Raw genomic sequence first — 26,476 nt, forward strand, 5'->3', positions numbered from 1 at the left:
CTTTTCCCTATGCGGTACGCCGGATGCGCCCGGCGTACCGCGCTTCGATGAGTTTGTTGTGCTCCCGCCCGCCCGGCACGTTGTCGGACAGATAGACCGGCGGGGTGACGTTGAGTGCCAACAACCGTGCCACCACCTCGGTGACGATCTGCTGGGCCAGCAGTGCCGCGGTGATCGACGAGACGGCCCCGACCGCGCCGTCGCCGTAGTCGAGGGACGCGTCGCCGTACGGTGCGCCGTTGTCGAGCACGACGTCGGCGAGGTCGGCGAGCTTGAGCCCGCTGTCGTGCCGCGACTCGACCCGGGCGGAGTGCTCGACCGAGGTGATTGCGATCAGCGGGTGTCCCCGCTGTTTCACCAGGTGTGCCATCTCCACCACCGCGCCGTTGACGCCGGAGTTCGAGGCGATGACGAACGCGTCGTCGGGCTTGATCGGGGCGAGCGCGTAGAGGCGGTGGGCGACATCGGGCGTGCGCTCGAGTTGCGGGTCACCGAGCACGCTCGTCGGCTCGCCGCCGTACAGGACGATGTCGCGTAGGGCGATCTTGTTGGTGGGCACCAGGCCGCCGGCCCGACCGGCGATCTCCATGGCGAGTGCCTCGGAGTGTCCACAGCCGAACGCCTGGATCACCCCGCCGGCCTGCAGTGTCGCGGTCAGTAGATCGGCGGCCCGCGCCACCCGGTCGCCCTGGGTGGTCCCGACACGTTCGATGGCCTTGGTGATGACCTCGACATAGTCCGCGCTTGTGATCGTCACAGCGGCCTTTCCTTCCGTGCTCGCTTGCGGTTCGCATTGGTGTCCGGCATCCGGTGTGCGTCGACGGCCCGCACTGTGAGTTCGAGAGCTTCGGTGGTGCGCTCGTAGGTGCGCTGTGCGACGGCGACGTAGATGAGGTCGAGGATCAGCAGCTGCGAGTGCAGCGCGGAGAGCGCTGCGAGCCGGAACGTGGTCTCGTGCACCGAGGTGGTGAAGACGACGTCGGCGACCTCGGCCAGTGGTGAGCGGGCGTACGAGGTGACCGCCACGGTCAGCGCTCCATGATCGGCGGCCTCGGCCAGCATCTCGATCGCCTCTCGGGTCCGACCGGAGTGCGACAGGCTGATCGCGACGTCGCCCGGCCCGAGCAGTGCGGCGTTGGTGAGGGCGGTGTGCGTGTCGGCCCGGTACCGCACCGGGACGCGGATGCGTTCGAGCCGGAACGCCATCTCGCTGCCGGCGGTGCCGCTGCTGCCGAGCCCGAAGATCTCCACTCGGCCGGCGGTGGCGATCGCGGCCGCCACTCGTTCGACCGCGGTGGTGTCCAGGCCGGACGCGGTTGCCTGGATGGCCCGGGTGTCCGCGGCGGTGATCACGTCGAGGACACCGCCGATCGGGTCCTCCGGCGCGATGTCCCCGGAGATGTCGGTCTCCCAGCGTGCCTGCTCGGCGCGCCCGGTCTCGGTCGCGACGGCCACGCGCAGGTTGGCGTACCCCTTGAAGCCGAGTGCCCGGCTGAAGCGGGTGACCGTCGCGGTGGAGGTCCCGGATCGTTCGGCCAGGTCGACGATGCTGGCGTGCGCCGCCGTCTCCGGATCGTCGAGGATGGCCTCGGCGATCTTCGCCAGGGCCTCCGGCATGGTCGGCCCCTCCATCCGGAGCCGCACCAGCAGCCCACCACTCTCACCCGTCACTGCTGATCATCCTTTTCATCGATTAACTATGAGCATGAAAATTACGACCACATCGATGCCTAGTCAATAGAAAATTTCTATGCTTCGATTTCGGGCATGGTTCTGGTACTGGGTGTTGACGCCGGAGGCACGGCGTCCCGGGCGGTAGTGGCCACCCGGGACGGCACCGTGGTGGGGCGCGGCGCGGCGGGTCCGGGCAATCCGACGGCCGCGGGGACGGCAGCCGCTCGCTCGATCGGCGCGGCGGTGCGTGAGGCCCTGGGGGAGCACGACCCAGCATCCGTCTGCAGCGGCGTCGCAGGCATCGCCGGCGCGGGCGTCATGGCGGATCCGGAGATCACGGCCGCCTTCACCGTCGAGTGGGCCCAATGCGGACTGACCTGCCCCGTCACCCTGGTCGGCGACGCGGTGACGGCCTTCGCGGCAGGCACGTCGGCGCCCTCGGGAGCCGTGCTCATCGCTGGCACCGGCGCGGTCGCCGCCCGGATCGACGACTGGCGCGTCAGCCGCACCGTCGACGGCCTCGGTTGGCTGCTGGGGGATGAAGGCTCGGGCATGTGGCTGGGCCTGCAGGCGGTACGTTCGATCGCCCGGGCCTGGTCAGGTCCCACAGTGGACGCCGGGCTGGCGGCCACGATCGCGGCGCGGGCCGGCGTGACAACCTGCGACGAGCTCGTGCAGTGGGCCGGCCGCCAGCGACCCGCGGCATTCGCCGCGCTTGCACCCCTGGTCTGCGCCGGCGCGACGGCCGGCGATGCCCTCGCCGAGCGGTTGACCACCGAGGCCGCTGCTCGACTGGTCGCCACTCTCGACGAGTTGGGCCCACCGGACGGCCCCGTCGTGCTCGCCGGCAGCCTCCTGACCAACACCACGCCCGTACGAACGGCGGTCCTGGCCACCCTTGCCGACCCGGCCGGGACCGCCGGGGACCCGGCGATCGGGGCCGCCTGGCTCGCACTACGTCAGATCACCGACCAGGAGGAGGCGGCGCGCCTGCACCACCGCATGCTTCGACCCGATCGTGAAGCGTCCCTGGCCAGACACTGACCTGCCGAGAGTTGCCAGCGACCGTGCGGCGCGGGACTGCGCTTGATCGGCATCGGCACGACCACCTGATCTTGGCGTGGAGTCGGGCCGACGAGGAGGGTTGGTTGCGGCACAATGATCGCGATGATCTCGTGGCGTGCTGGGCCGTGGTGGGTGGTGGTCGGTCCGGCAGCCGGGGTGGCGCTGGGCGCCGTCGACTCGATCGTCAACCATGTGCCGGTGCTGCTGGGCGAGGTCGGCACCGCGCGTGCTGAGCGCGGCGGCTGGTCACAGGCCGCGGAGTTCGCCAGTCTCATCCTCGACGCCGGATGGGCCTGGGCGGCGATGGCCGTGCTGGCGGGCTGGCTGGTGAGTCGGAGCGTACGACTGGCGGCGGGGATGCTGCGCGGCGCTTTGGCGGGCGGCTGCACGCTGATCTTCGCCACCAGCGCGTACTACGGCGTGGACGTGATTTTCGACGGCGACATCTGGTGGGGCGGGACGACGCAGTACTGGCTGTCCGTGAGCGTGTGTCTCGGCCCTCTGCTCGGGGCTGTCGGGGCGTTGATCCAGCGGTCTGGTCCGGTCGGAACGCTCGCCGTCCTACTTGTTCCCGCCGGTGCGGCGCTGCAGATGGTGCTGCTGCCCCCGCCGCCGGAGAGCGCGATGGCCTGGCCGGTGCGGTTGAGCGTCTGGGCGGCGGCCGCGGTCGCCGCCGTACTGATCGTGAGGGTCTCATGCAGGCGTTGATTCGGAGTGGTCGTGCTGGCCTACGCTCCGGCCGGGGAGGAGTTCGCCGGGTGGGGTCAGGAGCCCGGGGCTCCAAGCGGTGAAGGGTGAGAGCGCGGCAGCACCGCACTCTCGTCCAGCACATGCGCGATATTACTGAGCACCATGAAGGGGATGACAGTGAACGACGACGTCACCGAGTACATCAACAAGACGCAACCGTGGCAGATCGACGTATGCGAAAAATTACGTGCGATGATCGACGAAACTGTTCCGGGTGTCGAGGAGCGGCTTCAGTACGGCAAGCCGCACTACTTAAAGAACGGCCATTACGCCGCCGTCATCGCGGTAGCAAAGTCCAAGGTGTCGTTCATGGTCTTCAACGCGACGGACATCCCCGAGGTCAAGGGATTCCTGCGGTCGATGGGCAACGGTGAACGCAAAACTGTCGACATCACGGAAGGGCAAGACGTCGACTATGGCCAACTCGCCAGTTTCCTGAGCAAGACCACGGCGGCCTTGTAGGCGCAGCCCGCCCAACGCGGCCACGGCGGTGGCCGGGACGGGCGGTCGAGAGCCAGGGGCCCGGGGTGCCGCTGCGCCCCGGACCCCTCCGGCCTACTCCGCCGGTGTGGAGTAGGGATCTCTCAGCTCACCCGCAGCGTTGACCGTTGAGGTTGAAGGCGGTGGGCGCCGGATTGGTGCCGCTCCACGTGCCGTTGAAGCCGGTGCTGGTGGACGCGCCGGGGGCGAGTTTGCCGTTCCAACTCATGCTGTCCGCGGTGACGCTCGTTCCGTTCTGTTTCCAGGTGGCCGACCAGCCCTGGCCGACCTTCTGGCCGGTGGTGAGGAAGTCGAAGGCGAGCTTCCAGCCGTCGATCGCGGTGGTGCCGGTGTTCTTGACCGTCACGGTCGCTGTGAAGCCACCCGGCCAACTGTTCGCCGTGTAGCTGACCGTGCAACCGCCGGTCGGCGCGGTGGGCGCGGTCCGTACGGTCAGGCCGGGGGAGGCCGCCGAGACGTTGCCCGCCGCGTCGCGGGCGGTCACCACGAAGGTGTACGGGGTGTCCGGCGTCAGCCCGGTCACGGTGTACGTGGTGCCGGTGGCGTTGCCCACCTTCACGGTGCCGGTGGTGTCGACCCGGTGCACGTCGTAGCCGGTGACGGCGGTGTCGTCGGTGGACGGCGTCCAGGCCAGCGCGACGCTGTCGCCGGTGATCGTGCCGGCGGTCGGCCTGCCCGGGGCGGTCGGCGCCTGGGTGTCGCCGGGCGTGGTGTCGCGCGGCAGCACCAGGTGGGTGATCGAGTTGGCCGGGAAGGTGGCCGTGAGGCCGCCGGCGGTCACCGGCTGGTCGGCCTCCCGGACGACGCCGGCGAGGTCCGCCCCGCTGTAGCGGTAGACCTGAGCGGTGCTGGCGGAGGCGCCGGTGAGGGCGACCGGGCTGGTCAGGTCCTCGCCGGTCTTGTTGATGACGACCACTGTGAGCGCCTTGTCCGCGCTCCGCTCGGCGGCGTACACGGCCAGTTTGCCCTGGTCGGCGCTTGTCGCCTGGACGGAGGTTTCGCCGAACGAGCCGCCCTTGCCGTCGTAGTTGCGGTAGACGCGGAAGGCGTTGGCCACCGGCTGGTCGGCCGCGGGTGCGGTCCAGAGGGTGGCCAGGTCGAGCCCTTCGCGGCCGAAGATGCCGAGGACGTCGGCCTGGGCGAGCGCGCCGTTGAGCGACCCGTGGGCGCCCCAGTTGTACTCGGTCATTGCGATCTTCGTGCCCGGGTAGTGCTGGTCGACCAGCTCGCGTAGGCGCGGGATGTACCGGACCGGACTGTTGATCCAGCTCTCGTCCACGTAGGTCGGGTCCCAGAGTTGGCGGGTCGAGCGCAGTCGCAGCGCCTGGGTGTCGGCGTCGCCGGCCGCTTCGCCCAGTACGCCGGACTGCTGCGGGTAGAGGTGGACGTCGAAGTAGTCCAGGATGCGTGTGCCGTGCTGCTGCTCGTACTCACGCATCCGGTCCAGGTACCACGGGCCGAGGTCCTGGCCGCCGTGCGCGGCCTTGTCCGGCGGGTTCGACCAGCAGCCGGTGCGCGAGCAGGTGTCCTGGTCGAGGCCCGAATAGAGGATCGAGTTCAGGCCCCAGCCGACGGGACCGAGCGTCTTCGCGCCGGGGTCGGCAGCCTTGATCGCGGCGGCGTACTCGTAGGTGCGGTCGCGTAGCTCGTCGTAGCCCAGCCCGGTCGGACGGACGTCACGGTGGGTGGAGTGCCACAGATCCGGCTCGTTGTCCAGGTTGTAGAACTGGACTCCGCCGTCGGCGGCGGCGCCGAACTGCCCCTTGAGGTGGTTGACGAAGTCGGTGGCGTACTCCGGACCGACGGCGACGCTGGTGTCCTCCGGATCGTTGCCGGTGACCGGTGAGCCGTCCGGCTTGATGCCGTTGCCGCAGTCCGGTGCCCACGTGTCGGTGGACTGCTGCGGGCCGTACTTGGCGACGCTGAAGCCACACGCCCGCGACCGGTCCTTGGCGATCCAGCCGAGCATCGGCATTGTCATGACAGTGGCGGCTCCGGTGGCCTTGTTCTGCTGCACGAACCGGTCGCTCTCGGAGCCCTTCGGGAGGTCGGCCGGGCTCGGGTTGTCGTTGGGGATGTTCTCGAAGTACCAGTCCGACGCGCGGTTGGTGGTGTCGGCTCGGAAGTTGTAGCGGGTGGTGGCGTTGCCGCCGTAGCGGTGCACCGGCAGCCGCAGGTCGCGGGCGAGGGCCTCGTCGGCGAAGTTCATGCCGTAGACGTACGGGCTGATCTGGTGCCGAGCGGCGGTGGTGTTCACGGCCAGCGCCGGGCCGGCGGCGGCCAGGGCGGGCTCCGGCAGGGCCAGACCGCCGAGGGCCGTGGCGAGCACGACCGGGAGTAGAGCGGTGGTGGGACGCACGAGCATTCCTTTCGCATAGGAGCTCGACGATGGGAGCGCTTCCACAGCGTTACGCTTTCCTGGCTCGGAGTCAACGCCGCGGGGCGGTCCACTGCCGGCCGACCGAAGCCAAGCCCTTCACATATGATGACGTCCATCAATGTGGCTGTAGCTGATGCGGCGTGCCGGAATAGCTCGGATCGCCGCAGCGCGGAGGCAACCGCGCCGCAACGGGGCAGGCGGGAGCACCCAGCGTCGCACGGCTGGACAGTTCCTGCTGGCCCGGCCCCTGTGGTCGGGGACCAGCCGTCTTGGAGGATGACAATGCGCAGTTTTCTGGCGGTGTTCAGCGCCGCCTTGATCCTCGGCACCGCAGTCGGCAGCGTTCCGGCCGGCGCAGCGGGGGCCTCCCCGCCCTCGTGCCCCCGTGGCCTGCTCTTCTGTGAGGACTTCGAGCGACTGCCTCTCGGGGGGCCCAGCACGTTGAACTGGGGCGTCGACACCCGCCACGGCACGCTCACCGTCGAACGTGCCCGTCGTGGCAACCAGGTGTTGCACATCCAGACCGTTGACAACGGACGCGCCTTCCTGCGCGTCGACGACTTCGCCGCCCCGGGCAACCGCTTCTACGGCCGGATGCGTCTGCGCGTCGACGCCTTCCCCACGGCCCCGGACTGGGCGCACTTCACGCTGGTGGAAGCGACCGGCACCGGCAGCGCTGAGGTCGTCCGCCCGGTCGGCGGGCAGTACGCGCCCACGGTCCCCGGAACCTTCTGGGGAGTCGGCGCCGACGGGGGTCCGACCGGCGACTGGACCAACTGGCGGGAGTCCGCCCCGGTCGTCGAGGACACCTGGCAGTGCTTCGAGTGGAAGTTCGACGCGGCGGACAACCGCGTCGCGGTGTGGATCGATGGCGTGGCGAACCCGGAGCTGACAGCCTCCACGAGCGACCACGGTGGCAACGACGTTCCCTTCGTCCTGCCGACCGTCGACACGGTGAAGATCGGCTGGCAGCTCTACCAGGGCGGCACGACGCCGGGCGAGTTCGACCTCTGGATCGACGACATCGCCCTTTCGAGCAAACGGCTCGGCTGCTGATCCGGGACCAGTCCCGATGAACGTCCCCGCCGGGGTGTGGCTTTGCTGCCGCACCCCGGCGGCGGACCGACCTCCATGGCGATCATCGATATCTGCCGCTACGATCCGACATCGACAGACTACTGAGCGTCGATGTGCGCTGTCCGCACGTCCTGGACGTTGGCAGTCCGGCGCCGCACGAACCTGGTGCCGGCCCGAGGATCACGCCGTCTCGACGAAGGGAACCCGGATGACGGAGAGCGCGCAGACCACCGATAGCCGAACCGTTCCGCCGGCCCGGTCGTACCCGTTCAGTGTGCCCGACCGCCTCGTCGTCGACCCGACCTACGGCGAGCTGCGCGAGAACGAGCCGATGACCCGGGTGAAGCTTCCCTACGGCGAGGAGGCGTGGCTCGCCACCCGGTACGAGGACGTCCGCACGGTCCTCGGCGACGTGCGGTTCGGCCGCGCCCCGGCCGTCCAGCGCGACGAGCCCCGGCTCACCCCGCGCCAGCAGTACAGCGGCATGCTGACCCTGGACCCGCCCGATCACACTCGCCTGCGCCGCCTGGTGGCGAAGGCGTTCACGGCACGTCGGGTAGAGGCGCTGCGACCCCGAACCCAGGAGATCGCCAACGCACTGGTCGACGACATGGTCCGGCTCGGTCCTCCGGCCGACCTGGTGGAGCACGTCGCCACGCCGCTGCCGATCCAGGTGATCTGCGAGCTGCTCGGGGTCCCGTACGCCGACCGCGACCGCTTCCACATCTGGTCCGAGGCGATCGTCTCGACCACCTCGCTGCCCATGGAAACGATCCAGGAGTACCTGAACAACCTCTGGGGCTACATCGGTGGTCTGGTCGCCGAGCGCCGCCGCGAGCCGGAGATCGACGACCTGCTCGGCGCGTTGGTGCGGGCCCGCGACGAGAATCAGGATCGGCTCAGCGAGACCGAGCTGGTGGAGCTGGCCGGAGGTCTGCTCGCGGCCGGCCACGAGACCACGGTGACCCAGATCCCCAACTTCGTCTACGTCCTGCTGCACAATCCGGACCAGCTCGCTCGGCTACGGGCCGACCCGTCGCTGGTGCCGGCCGCGGTCGAGGAACTGTTGCGGTACGTGCCGCTCGGCGTCGGCTCCTCCTTCGCCCGGTACGCCAAGGAGGACGTCGAGGTCGGCGGGGTGCTGGTCCGGGCAGGTGAGCCGGTCCTCGGCTCACTGTCATCGGCGAACCGGGACGCTACCGTCTTCGCCGACCCGGACCGGCTGGATTTCGAGCGTGAGCAGAACCCGCACCTGGGCTTCGGGCACGGTGTGCACCACTGCGTCGGCGCGCAGTTGGCCCGCATGGAGTTGCAGGTCGCCGTCGCCACCCTCGTGACTCGCCTGCCCGGACTGCGGCTCGCCGTACCGGAAGCCGAGCTGGAGTGGAAGCGCGGCATGTTGGTGCGGGGCCTGCTCGGCATGCCGGTGGCCTGGTGAGCACCGCCTGGCGGATCGGGGTGGACTCGAGCCGGTGCATCGGCACGAGCATCTGCGCCGGCACCGCGCCCGAGCACTTCCGCCTGGTCGACGGCCGGTCCGCGCCGCTGGCCGACGTCGTCGCCCCGGCCGACGTCATCCTCGACGCCGCCGACTCGTGCCCGGTGGAGGCGATCACGGTCCACGACGTCACCGACGACCGGCTGATCGCGCCGCAGGAGTGACCGAAATTGGCAGCGCAACATCGAGCGGGCGAAGGAGACGAGCCTGCGTCAGCTCGGAATATCCATTGTCATCCGATTGGCACAGCGCCTACCTTGAATGAGCAAGGCAGTCCCGACCAACCCAAGGAGTTCCACGTGTTGCAGTACGCCTACGCCGAAACCATGCGGTTCATACCGCGCGGCGGTGTCGTGCTGCCCTCGATGGGGCGAGCCCAGGATCTGTGCGCGAGCGAGCAGAACTGGAAGCCGGGGTGGCGGCGCGAATAGCGCCAGCGCAAGCTGCGAAGCCGCCCACCCCGAACAGGGACAGGGCGGCTTTCTCGTTACTGGACCAACTTGAGCGAGGCGTAGCTCAACTGGTAGAGCAGCGGCCTCCAAAACCGAAGATTGCAGGTTCGAGTCCTGCCGCCCCTGCTTTTTCGTCCCGGCCGCGGCCGGCGGCGTCGCAGATTTTTCAACTCCATAATGGATGCATGAGCAACACCCCGGCCGGCGCCTGTATGGGCCGGGCCGAGGCAGACACATCCGGGACGAGGGAGACGGCTGACCCGCTCGCTTTGGGAGCGAGAGACACGGGGTTCGACACCCCGGTCCCGGACCATGCTGGCGTAGCTCAGCGGCTTGAGCACCTCGTTGTCAGCGAGGCGGTCGCGGGTTCGAGTCCCGCCGTCAGCGCCATGGAGAGGTCGCCTAGTCCGGCCGATGGCACCGCGGTGCTAACGCGGAGCGGGTAACACCGCGAGGGTTCGAATCCCTCTCTCTCCGCCATGTCGTCGTGGCCAAGCTGGTTAAGGCACTGCGCTGATAACGCAGAGATCGTGGGTTCAACTCCCTCCGACGACACCATGCCCCCGTGGCTCAGCGGATAGAGCACCAGATTACGGATCTGGGGGTCGCGCGTTCGAATCGCGCCGGGGGCACAGATCGGGATGTAGCGCAGTCGGTAGCGATTTCCTCCGCGGGCGCTTCTGCCTGGTCGTGTGCTCGAGTGCTATCGCTCGGGGTGCGGGTGCTGTCCCGGAAAGACCCGGCCCCGCCACCGGCCGTACCGGCAGTGCCCGCTGCCGATCAGTCAGACGGGAAGGCGGATCTTGGACAGTGCGATGCTGGTGGGCTCCTCTGATCCGCAGGATGCCAGGTAGCTCCCGGTCGCACCGGCGTCAGACAGCCGCCGTCGCCGGCTGTCGGACGATCGGAGATGCTCATGACCACCCCGATGGGCTCGCGCCGGCACCGCCCCAGCGACGACGTCCGGCGGCTGCACACCGCGCTGCTGCGGATGCCCGCCGACATCGCCACCGACGAACTGGTCGACGCCCGGTACGGGCCGACCACCCGGCGTGGGGTGGCCGAGTTCCAACGGGCGCACAAGCTGCCGGTGACCGGCACTGTGGACGGGGCGACCCGGGACGCGGTGCAGATGGTGCTGGCCGAGCCGCCGTCGGGGTTCGTTGTGGTGGGTCGGGTGCGTTGGGTCGACGGGCAGCCGGCGAATGCTCTGACGGTCGGCGCGTTCGACCGCGACCTGCGGCACGCCGAACAGCTCGGCGAGGCGACCACCGGGGACGACGGGCTGTATCGCGTCGACTATTCGCGGGACCGGTTCACCCGCTCCGAGAAGCAGTCCGCTGACCTGTTCGTCCGGGTCTCCGCTGGTGATCGACTCCTGTCCGACCCGCCGCTGAGCGCGGTGCTGTTCAACGCCCCCGAGCTGGCCGTGCTCACAGTGGATCTGTCCGGCGGCGGGGACCGGGAACGCAGTGAGTACGAGCGGATCCTCGCCACGATTGTCCCGCTGCTCGGCCAGGTCCCGCTGTACGAGCTGCGGCAGGACGACGAGGCCGAGGACGTGACGTTCCTGGCCGCCGAGACCGGACTGCCCGCGACGGCGTTGGCGCACTTCGGTGTGGCGCAGAAACTGGCCGCGTCCTACAAGCTGCCGGCGGTGTTCGGTTACGCGCTGTTCGCCGAGCGGACACTGTTGACCACGAGCCGCACCGGCGCCGCACTCGCCCGGTTCGACGTCGACCTGAACACCGAGCTGCGGCCGCTGTACTACGACATCGCCCTGCTCGACGAGCACACCGTCCGGAACGCCGTCGCCGACGCCGTGCGCCACCGGTTCGTCCCCGAGGACCTGCTCGGCGAGCTGGACCGGATCCTCGACATGCTGGCCCGGGTACGGCCGGAGGCCCAGGAGTACGTCGCGCAGGAACGACCGAAGGTGTTGTACGGGCGGGTGGAGCGGTTCCTCGCCGACGGCGCGCACGAGCGGGTCCAGAGTCTCCTCGCCGCCGACGCCGCCGGTGACCTGCCCGGGCTGATCGCTCGGCTGGCCGAGGCTGCGGCGTTTCCCGACCGGTCGGCCGCCGAGGCGGCCGGCGCGGCGAGCGTGCTGGCCGACGTGCTGGGCTACGACGAGACGATTGTCGACCGGGTCCGCGACCACGAGGGGATCGAGGGGGCGGCCGATGTACGCCGGCTGGCCCGTCTGGCCCCGGCGGACTGGCGGCGGGTGTTGCGGGACAGCACCACTGATGTCCGGGTCGCCGGTCAGCCGGTCCGGCCGGAGCTGATCGACCTGCACGCCGGCGCGTTGGCCCGCAAGCTGGAGAGGCGCTATCCCACCACGGCCTTCACCGCGCAGCTCGAACGCGACGCGGGCACCGTGGTCGGCACCGCAGACGCAGACGCAGACGACGCCGAACGATCCGACGGCAGCGGCGATCGGCCGGGGCCCGGTCGACGAGCCGACCCCGACGAGCACGCCGGCAAGAACGAACAGCCGGGCACCGACGAGCGGGCCAGCGCCGCCGAGCGCGCCTTCGGTGGGCACCGGGACGCGGTGCTCGAACTGCTCACCGCGAATCCGGACTTCGACCTCGCGACGGGCAACGTGGAGCGGCTGTTGCGGGACCACCCGGAGCGGCTGCGGACCGGGCGGCCGGCGCTCAAGGCCGCGCAGCGGATCTTCAAGCTGGCGCCGACCTATCGGCAGACGACGGCGTTGCTGGCTGCCGAAGTGCCGTCGGCGGCCCGGATCCACGCCCTCGGCGAGACGCGGTTCGTGGCCACCGCCGTGAACACCGGCCGGTTCACCGACGAGCAGGCCCGGTCGGTGTATCGCCGGGCCGTGGATGTGCACGTGGCGAGCGGGTTGCTGGCCGGCGAACTCCAGAGCGCGGCGCGGGCGCTGCCGGTCCGGGCCCTGGGCGGCTCGGCGGCCCCGGACCTCACCCCCGTCAGCGCCGACTTTCCCAACCTGAGCAGCCTGTTCCAGCTCGCCGACTCGAGCTACTGCGAGCCGTGCCGCAGCGTGCACAGCGCCGCAGCTTACCTGGTGGACGTCCTTCAGTTCCTCGGCAACCGGCTGGTCACCGACGCCGACACGCCGGGTCCGGCCACCAAGGTCGCCCGGGACGTCCTGTACGGTCGCCGGCCGGACCTCGGTGACCTGGATCTGAGCTGCGAGAACACCGACCTTCCGCTGCCCTACCTGGATCTGGTGTGCGAGCTGCTGGAGGAGGCGGTGGCGCCGGACGCGGGCCTGGCGTTCGGGGGTCCGCTGAGCGGCGGCGTCGATCCGGTGGAGGCGCCGTCGGCCGGGCTGCTGAGCCTGTTGCAGGGCCAGGGATGGCCGTTCACCGACCGATCGCTCGTGTACGAGCCGGACCTGGCTGGGGCCCGCGTGGTTCGGGACATCGGCGTGGTGGCCAAGGCGACCCCGGACGGGGCCGGCGGGTGGTTCGTGCGCCGACTGCGCCAGACCACCGGCACCGCGCTCGAGTTGGCGGCCGCGCCGCAGTACGTGAATGCCGCCGCCTACACCCTGCTGGCAGGCAGCCGGTACGCGTTCGCCCTGCCGTTCGACCTGGCGCACGAGGAGACCCGCAGCTACTTCGCCCAGTTCGACATCGCGCGGGCCGACGTGATGCGGGCGCTGCGCCGGTCGGCGGGCCCGAGCGGCGAGGCAGTCGCGGCCGAGGAACTGGGGATCAGCGACGCGCAGCGGCAGTTGGTGGTCACAGCCGACCCGGCCGCTCAGGACGACATCTGGAACACCGCGCCGCTCGGCGCTCTGGGCGGCATCGCCCGGGTGGACAACTTCCTCGCCCGGGCGCGACTGGACTATCGGGAGTTGACCGAGCTGCTGGCGCTGGCCTGGGTCAATCCCGGGAACGCCATGTTCGTCAAGCACCTGGACACCGGGTCCGACCTCAGCGCAAAGCGGATCCAGCAGCTCACCGACGCGCGCCTGGACCGGATCCACCGGTTCCTGCGCCTGCTGCGCGCGCCGGCCTGCACCGGTTGGACGCCGCCGTTGCTGGACCGGGCGATCCGAGCCGACGCGCTGGGCGGCGGCGCCCTGGACGACGACCTCCTGGTCGCGGTGGCCGCGCTGCACCAGCTAGCAGGGCGGCTCGGGCTGCCGTTGCCCGAGGTGGTCGACCTGTTCGCCCCGCTGGACGAGGCGCGGTACGCCGAGGTGTTCCGCAACTCGGCGAACGGCCCGGTCCTCGAAGCGTTCGAGCCGGCCAACGTTCTCGCCAACGAGCAGGCGGAGCTGACCACACCCGGCTCGGGTGCCCAGCTGTCGGCGCACGAGGCGTACCTGGCGACCTGCCTGGGGGCCACGACGGCGGACACCGCTCTGTTGGTGGCCGACCTTCCGGCCCCGGCGATCGTCAGCAACGTCGGCCTGCACACGGTGTACGCCGGGACGCTACTGGCCCGGGCGCTCGGACTCACCGTCACCGAGTACCTGATCATGAAGGATCTGATCGGGTCGGATCCGCTCACCGCACCGGCCACCGCGCTGGCCTTCGTCGACCTGCTCGACGCCGCCCGGGCCGGCACCGGCATCCCCCCGGCGGACCTGCGCTACCTGCTCCGACACGTTGCCGACGACCTGGCCGCGCGGGACCTGCCGGACGAGACGCTGACCGCGGTGCTCACCGGGTTGCAGGCCGGCTACCAGAGCGGGTACGCGGCGACCCGACCCGCAGTCGACCCGACGGCGCCCCCCGAGGAGAACCTGCCGGGCATGCGTGCCCTGCTGGCCACAGTGCCCGGGATGACCGAGGCGGACCTGGCCGGCTTCGCCTCGATCGTGGACGGTGGCTGGACCGACGCGGTGACCACCCCGGCGCAGTTCGTCGACGCGAAGCTCGCCGCCCTGGTGGACACCACACCGATAACAGCGGCGATCGTGGCCAACCCCACCGAGGCCCAGCAGACCACGCTGCTGCTGGCCATCACCACTGCCCTGTCCAGCTACGCGTACACCCGTACCAAGCAGGAGCTGGCGGTGGCGGCGGTGGCCGACACCTTCGGGTTCTCGGCGGACGCCGCCGCCACCGTGCTGGCCGGCGCGGAGCTGACCCGGCCGCTGCTCGCAGTGCTCACCGACGACGCGCTGGTGGACCTGGCGAACGAGCCACCGGTGCCGCCGGCGGTCACCCCGGCCGGGTTCGACGAGCAGTACCGGGCACTGCGCCTGTTGCACGTGCTGAGCCGGCTCGTCGAGCACCTGACGGTGCCCGACGCGGACCTCGGTTGGCTGCTGACGAACGCCGGGTCGCTCGGCTGGCTGGCCCCGGACCAGGTGCCCTACCAGACCGGCCGGCCGCCGGTCCCGTTGGCCGACTGGATCCGGTTGGCCGCCGGGGTCGAGCTGGCCCGCACCTACCCGCCGGTGGCGAACCCGCTTGACGCGGCCGCGCCGTGGACGGTGTACGGGCTGTTCGACCTGGTCCTGGCGGCCGGCACGACCGCCACGCAGGTCCACACCCATCTGGCGCAGCTCGGCGGCTGGGACCCCATAGTGCTGGCCGACCTGGACGCCCACCTCGAACTGTCGGCGGTGGACCTCACCGCGTACCGGTCGCCGGCGACGATCCAGCGGCTGGCCCAAGCGCTGGCCTTGCTACGCCGGCTGGGCCTACCGGTGGCGGCGGCGGTGCCGCTGGCCCAGCCGGTCACCACGGCGGCGGGGGCGGCCACCATGCGGCAGGCCCTGAAGGCGCGCTACGCCGAGGCCGAGTGGTTCGGGGTGCTCCAAGGGGTGCAGGACCGGCTGCGGGTGGCCAAGCGGGACGCGCTGGTCGCGTACCTGTTGGCCGAGAACCCGGGGCTGCGCGACACCAACGACCTGTACGACCACTTCCTCATCGATGTCGAGATGGGCGCCTGCATGGCGACGTCGCGCATCGTGCAGGCGCACGCCACCGTTCAGTTGTTCGTGCAGCGCTGCCTGCTGGGCCTGGAGCCGGACAGCGTCGCGGCGGTCACCGAGGATCCGGGTTGGGACCAGTGGAACTGGATGGCCAACTACCGGGTGTGGGAGGCCAACCGGAAGATCTTCCTGTATCCGGAGAACTGGATCCTGCCGGAGTTGCGCGACGACAAGTCGGAGCTGTTCACCGAGCTGGACGACCAGTTGCAGCAGGACGAGCTGACCGACCTGGCGGTGGAGAACGCCACCATCGCGTACCTGGAGAAGCTGGACGACCTGGCGCACCTGGACGTGATGGCCTGCTACTACCAGCACGACAGGCATCTCATGCACGTGTTCGCCCGCACCCGCGGCGGCGACCCGACGGTGTACTACCACAGGCAGTTCGAGCGGGAGCGGTACTGGACGCCGTGGCGGCGGGTGCCGCTGGACATCGCGGGCGACCACCTGCTCGCCTTCGACCGCAACAGCCGGCTCACACTGGCCTGGCCGGTCTTCACCGAGGAGACGGACACGGCGCAGACCTCCCAGATTCCGGACCCGGACGGCATCCCGCCGGGCGGCACGGAGACGGAGCGGCCGCGCCGGCGGTGGCGGATCCAGCTGGCCATCGGCGAGCGGACGCAGGACCGCTGGCAGCCGAAGAAGATCTCCAAGGACGCGCTGTACTACCCGGCCAGCGGCTACCGGGAGGACCTCCCCGCGGTGGACGAGTTCACCTGCTTCGCGTACGCGGCCGGAGCGGCCGGCCAGGCGATCAGCGTGCTCACCGGCACCGAGTTCGTCGGCTCGTTCGCGTTGACCGGCTGCCGGGGCTATCCGGAGCCGGTGCCGGGCGGCGGTTCCGGCAACCTGCTGCTGTCGCCGGTGTTCAAGGACACCGAGCTGCTGGCCGAACGGTTCACCGAACTGGTCTTCCGGGAACAGAACGACCTGGCGATCAGCACCCCGCTGATGGGCGCGTTCCAGACGCTGGTGGCGCAGACGCCCGGCCGGTTCCGGGTGACGTACCCCATGCAGATGTCGTTGCTCGACTGGATCATCATGCTGCTGGGGCTGGCGCAGAGCGTCCGAGGCACCCACGACCGCCGGCCGGTGCTGCCACTGGGCACCCTGATGCCGTACTTCTACGGCGACTACGACCGTGGTTACGTGATCATCCCGGGCTTCTACGACCGGCGCGCTGAGGACCCGGCGGACCGGATCGAGAAGACGTACAGCGACGTGGACCAGTTCGCCAACGACGTGCTGGCGCTGCTCACCGAGTACCTGCGCCGATACGCCGAGGACCCGGCGCACGACCTCGCGGCCGCCGTGCAGGCGATGACCGAGGACGCCGAGTACCACCGGTTGGTCGCCGAGTTCGAGGTCTACGGCACCCTGTCGTACGGGGTGAGGTTCGCGAACTTCTACCACCCGCTGCTGTGTTTCCTGCGGGCCACCGTCTACCGGTCGGGCGTGCCGGCGATGCTGAGTCGGACCACCCAGCTCACCAACACGGGCTTCGACTTCGCCGCCACCTACCAGCCGGAGCCGGTGGTCGTGTCGCCGTACCCGGTGGAGGACCTGGACTTCGCCGCCGACGGCGCGTACGCGGGCTACAACTGGGAGCTGTTCTACCACCTTCCGTTCGACATCGCGCTGCGGCTCAACCGGGACCAGCGGTTTGCCGAGGCGCGGAACTGGTTCCACTACATCTTCAACCCGGTCGGCACCGCCGACGGCGCCTCCGCCCCGCAGAAGTACTGGGTCACCAAGCCGTTCTTCCAGACCGGAGTGCCCGAGCTGCTCAACCAGCGGATCGGCGACATTCTCACGGCGATCGCCGCCGACCCGTCGGGGGCCAGCATCACGGACCTGAAGTTCGCTGTGGAGCAGTGGCGGGCGAAGCCGTTCAACCCGCACGTGGTGGCCCGCAGCCGGCCGGTCGCCTACCAGCTCGCGGTGGTGGTCAGCTACATCAAGAACCTGGTCGACTGGGGTGACCAGTTGTTCCGGCAGTTCACCCGGGAGTCCGTCACCCAGGCCACCCAGCTCTACATCCTGGCCGACAAACTGCTCGGGCCGAAGCCGAGCGTGGTGCCGCCGCTGGTCAGTCCGGCTCCGGCCACCGTCAACCAACTCCAGGCGAAGGTGGACCTGTTCGGCAACGCGTTGCTGGACCTGGAGAACCTGATCCCCGACCTGGACCTGCTGCCGCACGGCGGGGCGGAACTGCCCAGCCCGCTGAGCTACTCGGCGCTGTACTTCTGCGTCCCGCCCAACGAGGAGATGCTCCGGCTGTGGGACCTGATCGCCGACCGGCTGTTCAAGATCCGCAACTGCCAGAACATCGACGGGGTGGAGAGCATGCTCGCCCTGTTCTCGCCGCCGATCGACCCCGGGGCGCTGGTCCGGGCCGCCGCCGCCGGCATGTCCGTCTCGTCGTTCCTGGCCGGGCTCGGCGCACCGCTGCCGAACTACCGGTTCCGGGTGCTGGCCCAGAAGGCCACCGAACTCGTCGGGTACGTCGGTGAGCTGGGCGGCGGGCTGCTCGCGGCCATGGAGAAGCGGGACGCCGAGCACCTCGCCCGGCTGCGCGCCGGCCAGGAGATCGCCCTGCTCGACGCGGTACGGGCGGTCAAGCTCGCCACCATCGCGGAGGCCGAGGGCAACGTCGCGGCGCTGGAACTGAGCCGCAAGGTGGTGGAGGAGCGGCAACGCTACTACGCCGGCCGGCCGTACATGAACGCCTGGGAGATCACCGCCACCGCGTTGTCCGGGGTGTCGCTGCTCGGCGAGACCGCGATCATGGTGGGCTACATCCTGTCCGGCGGGCTGAAGCTGATTCCCAACTTCACCGCCGGCGGCGCCGGCTTCGGTGGCTCACCCACCGTGACCCTCACCCTCGGCGGCGACAAGGTCGGTGCCGCCGCCGACTCGGCGGTGATGACCCTGGAGGCGATCGCCCGGGCCCTGGACAAGGCCGCCGGGATGGCAGCCAACCAGGGCGGCTACCGCCGCCGGATGGACGACTGGGAGCACCAGGCGGCGCTGGCCGGTCTCGAACTGACCCAACTCGACCAGCAGCTCCTCACCGGGCGGCTGCACGTGGCCATGCTCACCGACGAGCTGGCGGCGCACGACCGGGAAGCCGACAACGCCCGGGCCACCGAGGAGTACCTGCGCGGCAAGTACACGAACACCGAGCTGTACCAGTGGATGGTGAGCCGGGCCAGCTCCGTCTACTTCGGGGCGTACCAGCTCGCCTTCGACGTGGCGAAGAAGGCCGAGCGGTGCTTCGCCCACGAGCTGGGCAGCGAGGCCACGTTCCTGCAACCCGGCTACTGGGACAGCCTGCGCAAGGGGCTGACAGTGGCGGACGCGCTGCGCCACGACCTGAAGCGGATGGAGGTGGCCTACCTCGACCGGCACAGCCGCGAGCGCGAGCTGACCCGGCACGTCTCGCTGGCACAGCTCGACCCGGCGGCGTTGATCGAGCTGCGGGCCACCGGCAGTTGCGTGGTCAACGTGCCGGAGGCGCTGTTCGACCTGGACCACCCCGGGCACTACTTCCGCCGGCTCCGCACTGTCAGCCTGTCCATCCCGTGCGTGGCCGGCCCGTACACCCCGGTCACCGCGAAGCTCTCCCTGATCGGCAACCGGTACCGGACCGCCACCGCGGCCCGGCAGGGCGCCACCAGCGCCAAGGACAAATACACCGAGGTGCCCGGCGACGACCGGTTCGCGTACAACGTGGGCGGGATCGAGTCGATCGCGACCAGCAGCGGCCTCAGTGACAGCGGCATGTTCGAGCTGAACTTCGCCGACGACCGCTACCTGCCGTTCGAGGGCAAGGGCGCGATCGGCACCTGGCGCCTGGAACTGCCGACGGCAGTCCGCCAGTTCGACTACGACAGCATCAGCGACATCATCCTGCACCTGCGGTACACGGCCCGCGACGGCGGCTCGACGCTGCGCGGCCTGGTCGAGGACTCCCTGCGGGAAGTGCTCAACGAGATGCTGATCGACGCCGGCCGGACGGGGCTGTACCAGGCCTACAGCCTGCGCCACCACTTCCCGGACGAGTGGTGGCAGCTCACCCAGCAGCAGAGCACCGAGCTGACCATCGGCCCGGAGCACCTGCCGTACCTCGCCCGCGACCACCAGCCGGTGGTGGACCAGGTGACCTGGTACGCCCGGGTGGACGGTGATCCCGGGACGTACGACCTCACGGTGGCCGGTGACCCGGTGACGTTGAACCGGGACGCCGACCTGCAGCAGTGCGTGGGCCAGTCCGACCCGCTGATTCTCGGCACCCCGGTCACGCTGGCGTCCGACCCGGACGGCCTGACCGACCTGGTCGTCCTGCTGCACTACCGGCTCGACGGCTGAGGGGGAGCGGTGACGACCAGCTACCCGGTCGGCGGCGGATCGTGGGGGCCGGGGCCCGGCTCCCGGTGGCGCGGCTCCGCCGACCCGACCGGCGCCGGCGCTCCCGGCGGAGCGGGTGGGGCATTCGGACCGGGCGGGCCGCCGACCGACGCATCCGGGGCCGGGACGCCGCCGGCCGGTCGGGCCGCGACCGGGCCGGGACTCGGCGGACCGGCGATCAGCCTGCCCACCGGCGGCGGCGCGATCCGGGCCATCGGCGAGACGTTCGCCGCCCACCCGGTCACCGGGACCGGCGGCATGTCCGTTCCCGTCCCGGTCAGCGGCGGCCGGTCCGGGTTCCAACCCGACCTGACGCTCAGCTACGACTCAGGCGCTGGGAACGGCCCGTTCGGCCTCGGCTGGCAGCTGCCCGTACCGGCCATCAGCCGGCGCACCGACCGTGGCCTGCCCCGCTACGACGACACCGACACCTTCCTGCTGTCCGGGGAGGACGACCTGATCCCGGTGCCCGGCGGCACTCCGGTCGCCGGGCACACGGTGCAGCGGTTCCGGCCACGGACGGAGGGGGCGTTCGCCCGCATCGAGCGGTGGACCCGGGACTCCGACGGTGACGTGCACTGGCGCACCCTGTCCGGGTCGAACCTGCTGGCCGTGTACGGCCGCGACGGCAGCTCCCGCATCGGCCTGGGCGGACGGGTGCACACCTGGCTGCTCTGCGAGACCCGCGACGATCGGGGCAACGCGGTCACCTACACCTACAAGGCCGAGGACGCCGCCGGCCTGGACCTGGACCGGCCGCACGAACGGCACCGCACCGACCGGAACGTCAACCGCTACCTCAAGTCGGTGCGTTACGGCAACACGGTGCCGCTGCTCGACCCCGACGGCCGACGCCCGGTGGACCTGACACCGGCCCAGATCGCCGACGCCGGCTGGCTGTTCGAGGTGGTCCTCGACTACGGCGAGCACCACCCGGACACCCCGCTACCCGCTGACACCGGGGACTGGACCTGCCGGCCGGACCCGTTCTCCACCTACCGCGCGGGATTCGAGGTCCGCACCTACCGGCTGTGCCGCCGGATCCTGATGTTCCACCACTTCCCGGACGAGCCGGAGGTGGGCGCGGACTGCCTGGTCCGCGCGGTGGAGCTGGGATACGCCGCCGGGCCGGTGCTGTCCACCCTGGTCGAGGTGACCCAGCGCGGCTACGCCCCGGCCGCCGGTGGCGGGCACACCAGCGCCGCACTGCCCCCGGTGACCTTCGAATACACACCGGCCACCATCGCGGCGACCACCCGGGAACTGGAGCGGGGCAGCCTGGAGAACCTGCCGGCCGGCGTGGACGGGCGGACCGAGCTGTGGGTGGACCTGGACGGGGAAGGGCTCGCCGGGGTGCTGACCGGGCACGAGGGTGCCCTCTACTACCGGCCGAACCTCGGCGCCGGCCGGATCGGCCCGGTCGCCGCGCTGCCCACAGTGCCGTCGCTGACCGACCTGGCCGGCGGACGCCAGCAACTGGTCGACGTGAACGGTGACGGGCGGATCGAGCTGGTCCAGCTCGGCACCATACCGGCGGGTTTCGTCCGCCGCACCGACGACGCCGGCTGGTCCGGCTTCCAACCGTTTCGCGAGCTGCCCGCCGTCGACTGGACCAGCCCCGACCTGCTGCTGCTGGACCTCACCGGAGACGGCCGGGCCGACCTGCTGATCGCCGGTGACACAGTGCTGGCCTGGCACGAGTCGTTGGCCGAGGCGGGGTACGGCCCGGCGCGACCCGCACTCTGGCCCGCCGACGAGGACCGTGGGCCGCGGCTGCTGCGCTCGGATGACCGGCAGAGCATCTTCCTCGCCGACATGTCCGGCGACGGGCTCACCGACCTGGTCCGGGTCCGCGACGGATCCGTCTGCTACTGGCCCAACGTCGGCTACGGACGATTCGGCGCGAAGGTCGAGATGGACGACGCGCCGTGGTTCGCCGGGTTGGACGAGTTCGACCCGGCCCGGGTGCTCCTCACCGACGTGGACGGCACCGGCGCGATGGACCTGTGCTACCTGGGCCGACGCGAGATCCGGCTCTGGTACAACCAGTCCGGCAACGGCTGGTCGGCCCCCGCCGAGCTGCCCGACCTGCCGCATGTCACCCCCGACTCGACGGTGACGGTGACCGACCTGCTGGGTGCCGGCACCGGTTGCCTGGTGTGGTCGTCGCCGTTGCCCGGCGACGCCGCCGGTCCGGTGCGCTACCTGGACCTGGCCGCCGACGGCAAGCCGCACCTGCTCACCCGGGTGGTGAACAACCTGGGCGGCGAGACCACCATCCGGTACGCCGCCTCCACCGCCTTCCAGCTGGCCGACCGGCGAGCCGGCCAGCCGTGGGTGACCAGGCTGCCGTTCCCGGTGCAGGTCGTCGAGCGGGTGGAACAGGTGGACCGGATCGCCGGGACCCGGCTGGTCACCGGCTACCGCTACCACCACGGGCACTACGACGGAGTCGAGCGGGAGTTCGCCGGCTTCGGCATGGTCGAGCAGATCGACGGCGAGTCGTTCGTGGACCACGTGTTGGGCGTCGAGGCGGTCGACGGGAACCAGGACACCTCGCCCGAGCTGTACCAGCCACCGGTCACCACGAAGACCTGGTACCACACCGGTGCCCCGGTCGACCTTTCCGCCGAGTGGTACGCCGGTCGGCACCTGCCCACCGCGGAGCTGCCGGCCGGAGTCTCCGCCGCGGAGCTGCGGGAGAGCCGGCGAGCGTTGCGTGGCCTGCCGCTGCGGCAGGAGGTGTACTCGTACGACGGGAGTGCCGCGCAGGAGCACCCGTACGGGGTGGTCGAGCAGACGTACCAGGTGCAGCGGCTGGACGCGCACGTGTTCGTCGCTGTCGAGCGGGAGGCGGTCAGCCTCTCCTACGACCGGGAGCCGGACGAGCCCCGGATCAGCCACCGGCTCAACCTGGTCCTCGGCCCGTACGGCACCGTGGTCGAGGCCGCCGCAGTGGTCTACGGCCGCACCACGCCCGACCCGGAGCTGCCCGTCGAGGTGACCGCCGAACAGCGGCGCCGTCACGTCACGTACGGCGAGCAGCGGTACACCCCGGACATCGACGAGACGCTGCCGGTGCCGGCGTACCGGATCCGCGCCGCGTACGAGGCCCTCGGGTACGAACTGACCGGGCTGGCCCCGGCCGGCCCACTGTTCACCCGCGCCGAACTGCTCGCCGGGTTCGCCGCGGCCACCCCGATCGGGTACGAAGTGGTGGCCGACGAGGTCAGCGCGCAGCGGCGGTTGCTGTCCCGGTCACAGGTACGGTTCCGGGACAACGCGCTGACGCCGCTGCCGGCCGGGCAGTGGGACAGCCTGGGGCTGGGGCACCAGACGTACCAGCTCGCGTTCACCCCGGCCGCGCTGGCCGCCGGCTACGGCACGGCGGTGACCGACGCGGACCTGGCCGCCGCCGGCTACGTGCACCTCGACGGCGGCCCGGACTGGTGGATCCCCTCCGGCGAGATGCGCTATCCCGCCGATCCGGCCGCGCACTTCTACCTGTCCGACGGGGCCCGGGACGCGCTGGGCATGGCGACGGCGGTCACCTTCGACGCCTACCACCTGCTCACCGAGCGGGTGACCATCGACCAGGCGACCTGGTCGGTCACCACCGCTGTCAACGACTACCTGGTGCTCGGCCCGAGCCTCGTCACCGACCCGAACGGGCAGCGCCGCGCGGTGCGCTACGACGAGTTGGGCAGGGTGGTGGCCTCGGCGCTGCTCGGCCGGCCCGGCGCCGGGGACGGCGACACGCTCGACGATCCGACGTTGACGTTCACCTACGACCCGTTCAACTGGCTGGTCAACGGTCAGCCCGCGTACAGCCGGGGCCGGCACCGGGAACGGCACGGCCCGACCAACTCGCGCTGGCTGGAGAGCTACGAGTACAGCACCGGCACCGGTGGGGTGGCGATCACCAAGTCGCGGGTGCATCCGGGCAGGGCCCTGGAGGTGGGTGAGGACGGGCTGGCCGTCGAGGTGGACGCCGACCCGCGCTGGGTCGGCACCGGCCGCACGGTGGTCAACAACAAGGGCAACCCGGTGAAGCGGTACCAGCCCTACTTCAGCACCACCCACGAGTACGAGGACGCGGCGGCGCTGCGCGAGATCGGTGCCACAGCGATCCGCTACTACGACCCGCTGGGCCGGGCCGTCCTGACCCGCTATCCGGACGGCACCCTCAGCCGGGTCGAGTCCACTGCCTGGTCGCACCGGTTGTTCGACGCCAACGACACGGTGCTCGACAGCCAGTGGTACGCCGAACGGGGCAGCCCAGCCGTGTCCGACCCGGAACCGGCCGACCCGGCCACCCGCGCCGCGTGGCTCGCCGCCGGACACGCCGACACGCCCTCCGTGATCCACTTCGACAGCCTCGGCCGGGCCGTCTACACGGAGGCCGACCGGGGCGCCGGCCAGCGGTTCGGCGTACGCACCAGGGGAGACCTGACCGGCCGGTCCTCGGACGGGTACGACGCGCTGGGCCGGCACATCGCCAACGCGGCCACCGCCATGCACGGCGCGGGAGTGCGGTCGTGGAGCGCCGAGAAGGGCGAGCGGTGGGTGTTCCAGGACGTGCTCGGCGGGGTGCGCCGGATCTGGGACGAACACGGTCGGACCTTCCGCACCACGTACGACGCCCTGCACCGGCCCGTCGGCGTGTACGTCAGCGAGTCCGCCGGCGCGGAGCGCTGCGTGCAGTACGTGGTCTTCGGCGACCGCCATCCGGACGCGGCGACGCTGGGCCTGCACGGCGTGCCGTACCTGGTGTTCGACCCGGCGGGCCAGGTGCGGGTGCCCGAGGTGGACTTCAAGGGCAACCCGCGCCGCGCCGAACGGAGACTCGCCACCGACCACGTCGACGGCCCGGACTGGTCGCCGGTGGCCGCCGCACCCGACCACGCCGCGCTGCTGGCCGCCGCGGCGCCACTGCTGGAGAGCGAGGTCTTCGGCACCGCCGCCGAGTACGACGCGGTGAACCGCCCGACAGTGGTCACCCTGCCCGACGCCACCGAGCTACGACCGACCTACCTCGAGGGCGGCATGCTGGGCCGGCTCACCGCGCGGCTGCGCGGCCAGGGCGCGGAGGTGGAGTTCCTGTCCGAGCAGGACTACGACGCGCTGGGTCGGCGGCGGTTCGCCCGGCACGGCAACGGGCTGGTCACCGAGTACTTCTACGACCCGACGACGTTCCGGTTGGAACGTCTGCTCACCGCCGGGGTGCGCGACCTGCGCTACACGTACGACCCGGTGGGCAACCTCACCCGGGTGGCCGAGCCGGGCGCGCCCACCTTCTTCGGCAACGCGGCGGTGCCGGCCGCCAGCGACTACGCGTACGACCCGCTCTACCAGTTGGTCCGGGCGAGCGGGCGGGAGTTGGCCGGGGCGCCCAACGACGCGATCCGTGACCAGACCGACGTGCCGCCGGCCGGGAGCCTCACCGATCCCGGCGCGGTACGTGCCTACACCGAGGAGTACGAGTACGACCCGCTGGGCAACCTCACAGTGCTCCGGCACCGGTTCCGGACGCAGGCCGGCGTAGGTGCCGGCTGGACCCGGCACCACCGGTACGCGTACCAGGACGACCCGGCCGACGCCACGAACCGGCTGGCCGCCACGAGCGTCCCCGGCGACGCCGACGCCGGCCCCTACTCGGCCCTGTACGCGCACGACGCCGTCGGCAACCTGACCGTCATGCCGCACCTGCCGGCCCTGGAGTGGAACGTCCACGACCAGCTCCGCCGGGTCGACCTCGGCGGCGGTGGCGAAGCCCGGTTCGTCTACGCCGCGAGCGGTCAGCGGCTGCGCAAAATCGTGGACCGGCCGGGCAGCGTCCAACTTGAATGGATCTTCCTGGGCGCGGTCACCGTGTTCCGGCGGCGCAACCGGGTCACCGGCACCCTCCAGCACGAACGGTGGACCACCACGATCGCCGACGACACCGGCCCGGTCGCCCAGGTGGACGTCAAGACCGTCGACGTCGGCGGCTTCGATCCGGCCAACCCGCTCGGCGTTCCGCTGATCCGTTACCAGCTCACCAACCACCTCGGCTCGGCCACGCTGGAGACCGACGCGGCCGGGGTGCTCATCTCCTACGAGGAGTACCACCCGTACGGCACTACCGCGTACCGGTACGGCCGGCCGGGCGCCGACCTCAGCCTGAAGCGGTACCGCTTCGGCGGGCACGAGGTGGACGACGAGACCGGCTTCTGCTACGCCGGGGCCCGGTACTACGTGCCGTGGCTGGGCAGGTGGGCGAGCAGCGACCCGGGCGGCTTCGCCGACGGGGGCAACCTGTTCCGGTACTGCCGCAACAATCCGGTGGGAATGGTCGACCCGTCCGGGTTCAAGCCCACCACTGTCAAGGGGCCGGAAACCCACGACATCTCCATCACGGAGTCCCACTTCACCGGGTCCGAGAACCCCACGGTGGAGGACTTCCGCCGCTATCTCAGCAGCCACGGCGCGACCCTCGATCCACGGATCAACAACAAGAACTCGGTCATCTACTACCAGGCCAACGTCACCCTCAACCTGGAGGGAGGCAACTGGTCCGAGCATCCGGGCGGCACCTGGGTGCTGCACGCCGTACTGCCGCCTCCGGCACCGCCGAAGCCGAAACCGGCCCCGCCTCCGCCGCCACCGGAGCCGCCACCGGCCGAGCCGCCGCCACCCGCCCCGGCCCCGCCACCCGAACCGCCGCCGGCCGCGCCGCC

At 70.9% G+C, this 26,476-nt stretch carries 12 protein-coding genes and 6 tRNA genes; 15 read left to right on the top strand and 3 right to left on the bottom strand.

Features of this window, described 5'->3' with window-relative positions; all coding sequences use genetic code 11:
- Window positions 1-7: 7 nt before the first annotated feature.
- Both GUI43_RS16315 and GUI43_RS16320 read right to left on the bottom strand, forming a co-directional pair.
- On the bottom strand, window positions 8-757 hold the full coding sequence (locus GUI43_RS16315) for a sugar isomerase domain-containing protein (protein ID WP_112583188.1): 750 nt from the start codon (window positions 755-757) through the stop codon (window positions 8-10).
- Window positions 754-1,671 carry a MurR/RpiR family transcriptional regulator gene (locus tag GUI43_RS16320; RefSeq protein WP_112583189.1) on the bottom strand — a complete coding sequence of 306 codons (918 nt, stop codon included), beginning with the start codon at window positions 1,669-1,671 and terminating at the stop codon, window positions 754-756. The genes GUI43_RS16315 and GUI43_RS16320 overlap by 4 nt, the downstream gene beginning before the upstream one ends.
- 96 nt (window positions 1,672-1,767) lie before the next feature.
- Here GUI43_RS16320 and GUI43_RS16325 point away from each other — a divergent pair, with 96 nt between their 5' ends.
- The 3 genes from GUI43_RS16325 to GUI43_RS16335 all read left to right on the top strand — a co-directional run bounded on the left by GUI43_RS16325 (window position 1,768) and on the right by GUI43_RS16335 (window position 3,951).
- Window positions 1,768-2,718: an N-acetylglucosamine kinase gene (locus tag GUI43_RS16325; RefSeq protein WP_112699165.1), complete on the top strand. Its 951-nt coding sequence runs from the start codon at window positions 1,768-1,770 to the stop codon at window positions 2,716-2,718.
- Window positions 2,719-2,841: 123 nt separating this feature from the next.
- Window positions 2,842-3,447 (top strand): hypothetical protein, encoded by a 606-nt coding sequence (locus tag GUI43_RS16330; RefSeq protein WP_112602211.1) that lies wholly within the window; start codon window positions 2,842-2,844, stop codon window positions 3,445-3,447.
- 159 nt (window positions 3,448-3,606) lie between these two features.
- Window positions 3,607-3,951, top strand: coding sequence for a DUF1801 domain-containing protein (locus GUI43_RS16335; RefSeq protein WP_112583326.1), 345 nt, complete (start codon window positions 3,607-3,609; stop codon window positions 3,949-3,951).
- Window positions 3,952-4,078: 127 nt separating this feature from the next.
- Here the strand turns inward: GUI43_RS16335 and GUI43_RS16340 are convergent, their stop codons facing one another.
- Entirely contained in the window at window positions 4,079-6,349 is a 2,271-nt protein-coding gene (locus GUI43_RS16340; RefSeq protein ID WP_112699174.1) for a glycoside hydrolase family 44 protein, read from the bottom strand.
- 303 nt (window positions 6,350-6,652) lie between these two features.
- On the opposite strand from GUI43_RS16340, the gene GUI43_RS16345 reads away from it, so the two are divergent.
- The 12 genes from GUI43_RS16345 to GUI43_RS16390 all read left to right on the top strand — a co-directional run.
- On the top strand, window positions 6,653-7,426 hold the full coding sequence (locus GUI43_RS16345) for a hypothetical protein (RefSeq protein ID WP_112699167.1): 774 nt from the start codon (window positions 6,653-6,655) through the stop codon (window positions 7,424-7,426).
- A gap of 229 nt (window positions 7,427-7,655) precedes the next feature.
- A complete protein-coding gene (locus tag GUI43_RS16350) occupies window positions 7,656-8,885 on the top strand; it encodes a cytochrome P450 (protein WP_112583193.1) in 1,230 nt (409 codons plus the stop codon).
- Window positions 8,882-9,109 (top strand): ferredoxin, encoded by a 228-nt coding sequence (locus GUI43_RS16355; RefSeq protein WP_112699168.1) that lies wholly within the window; start codon window positions 8,882-8,884, stop codon window positions 9,107-9,109. Before GUI43_RS16350 ends, GUI43_RS16355 begins: the two co-directional genes overlap by 4 nt.
- A gap of 135 nt (window positions 9,110-9,244) precedes the next feature.
- The gene (locus GUI43_RS34930; protein ID WP_283016232.1) at window positions 9,245-9,376 is read left to right on the top strand and encodes a hypothetical protein; all 132 of its coding nucleotides are present in this window, start codon (window positions 9,245-9,247) and stop codon (window positions 9,374-9,376) included.
- Window positions 9,377-9,450: 74 nt separating this feature from the next.
- Window positions 9,451-9,523 (top strand) — tRNA-Trp (locus GUI43_RS16360).
- A gap of 111 nt (window positions 9,524-9,634) precedes the next feature.
- A tRNA-Pro gene (locus GUI43_RS33895) sits at window positions 9,635-9,710 on the top strand.
- A gap of 1 nt (window position 9,711) precedes the next feature.
- Window positions 9,712-9,787, top strand: a tRNA-Asp gene (locus GUI43_RS16365).
- A gap of 1 nt (window position 9,788) precedes the next feature.
- Window positions 9,789-9,877: transfer RNA gene (locus tag GUI43_RS16370), tRNA-Ser, on the top strand.
- Window position 9,878: 1 nt separating this feature from the next.
- A tRNA-Ile gene (locus GUI43_RS16375) sits at window positions 9,879-9,955 on the top strand.
- A gap of 1 nt (window position 9,956) precedes the next feature.
- A tRNA-Arg gene (locus GUI43_RS16380) sits at window positions 9,957-10,029 on the top strand.
- Window positions 10,030-10,313: 284 nt separating this feature from the next.
- A complete protein-coding gene (locus GUI43_RS33900; RefSeq protein WP_170158743.1) occupies window positions 10,314-19,718 on the top strand; it encodes a Tc toxin subunit A-related protein in 9,405 nt (3,134 codons plus the stop codon).
- Between the two features lie 9 nt (window positions 19,719-19,727).
- Window positions 19,728-26,476, top strand: a 6,749-nt coding sequence (locus GUI43_RS16390; RefSeq protein ID WP_112699170.1) for a SpvB/TcaC N-terminal domain-containing protein, incomplete at its 3' end; no start/stop codon positions are given.

The sequence above is a fragment of the Micromonospora noduli genome (assembly GCF_003264365.1).
Lineage (GTDB): Bacteria > Actinomycetota > Actinomycetes > Mycobacteriales > Micromonosporaceae > Micromonospora > Micromonospora noduli.

What these genes read in the sequence shown, in the direction of transcription:
- GUI43_RS16325 (WP_112699165.1), top strand. Translation starts at nt 1,768, where the DNA reads ATGGTTCTGGTACTGGGTGTTGACGCCGGAGGCACGGCGTCCCGGGCG.
- GUI43_RS16330 (WP_112602211.1), top strand. Translation starts at nt 2,842, where the DNA reads ATGATCTCGTGGCGTGCTGGGCCGTGGTGGGTGGTGGTCGGTCCGGCA.
- GUI43_RS16345 (WP_112699167.1), top strand. Translation starts at nt 6,653, where the DNA reads ATGCGCAGTTTTCTGGCGGTGTTCAGCGCCGCCTTGATCCTCGGCACC.
- GUI43_RS16350 (WP_112583193.1), top strand. Translation starts at nt 7,656, where the DNA reads ATGACGGAGAGCGCGCAGACCACCGATAGCCGAACCGTTCCGCCGGCC.
- GUI43_RS33900 (WP_170158743.1), top strand. Translation starts at nt 10,314, where the DNA reads ATGACCACCCCGATGGGCTCGCGCCGGCACCGCCCCAGCGACGACGTC.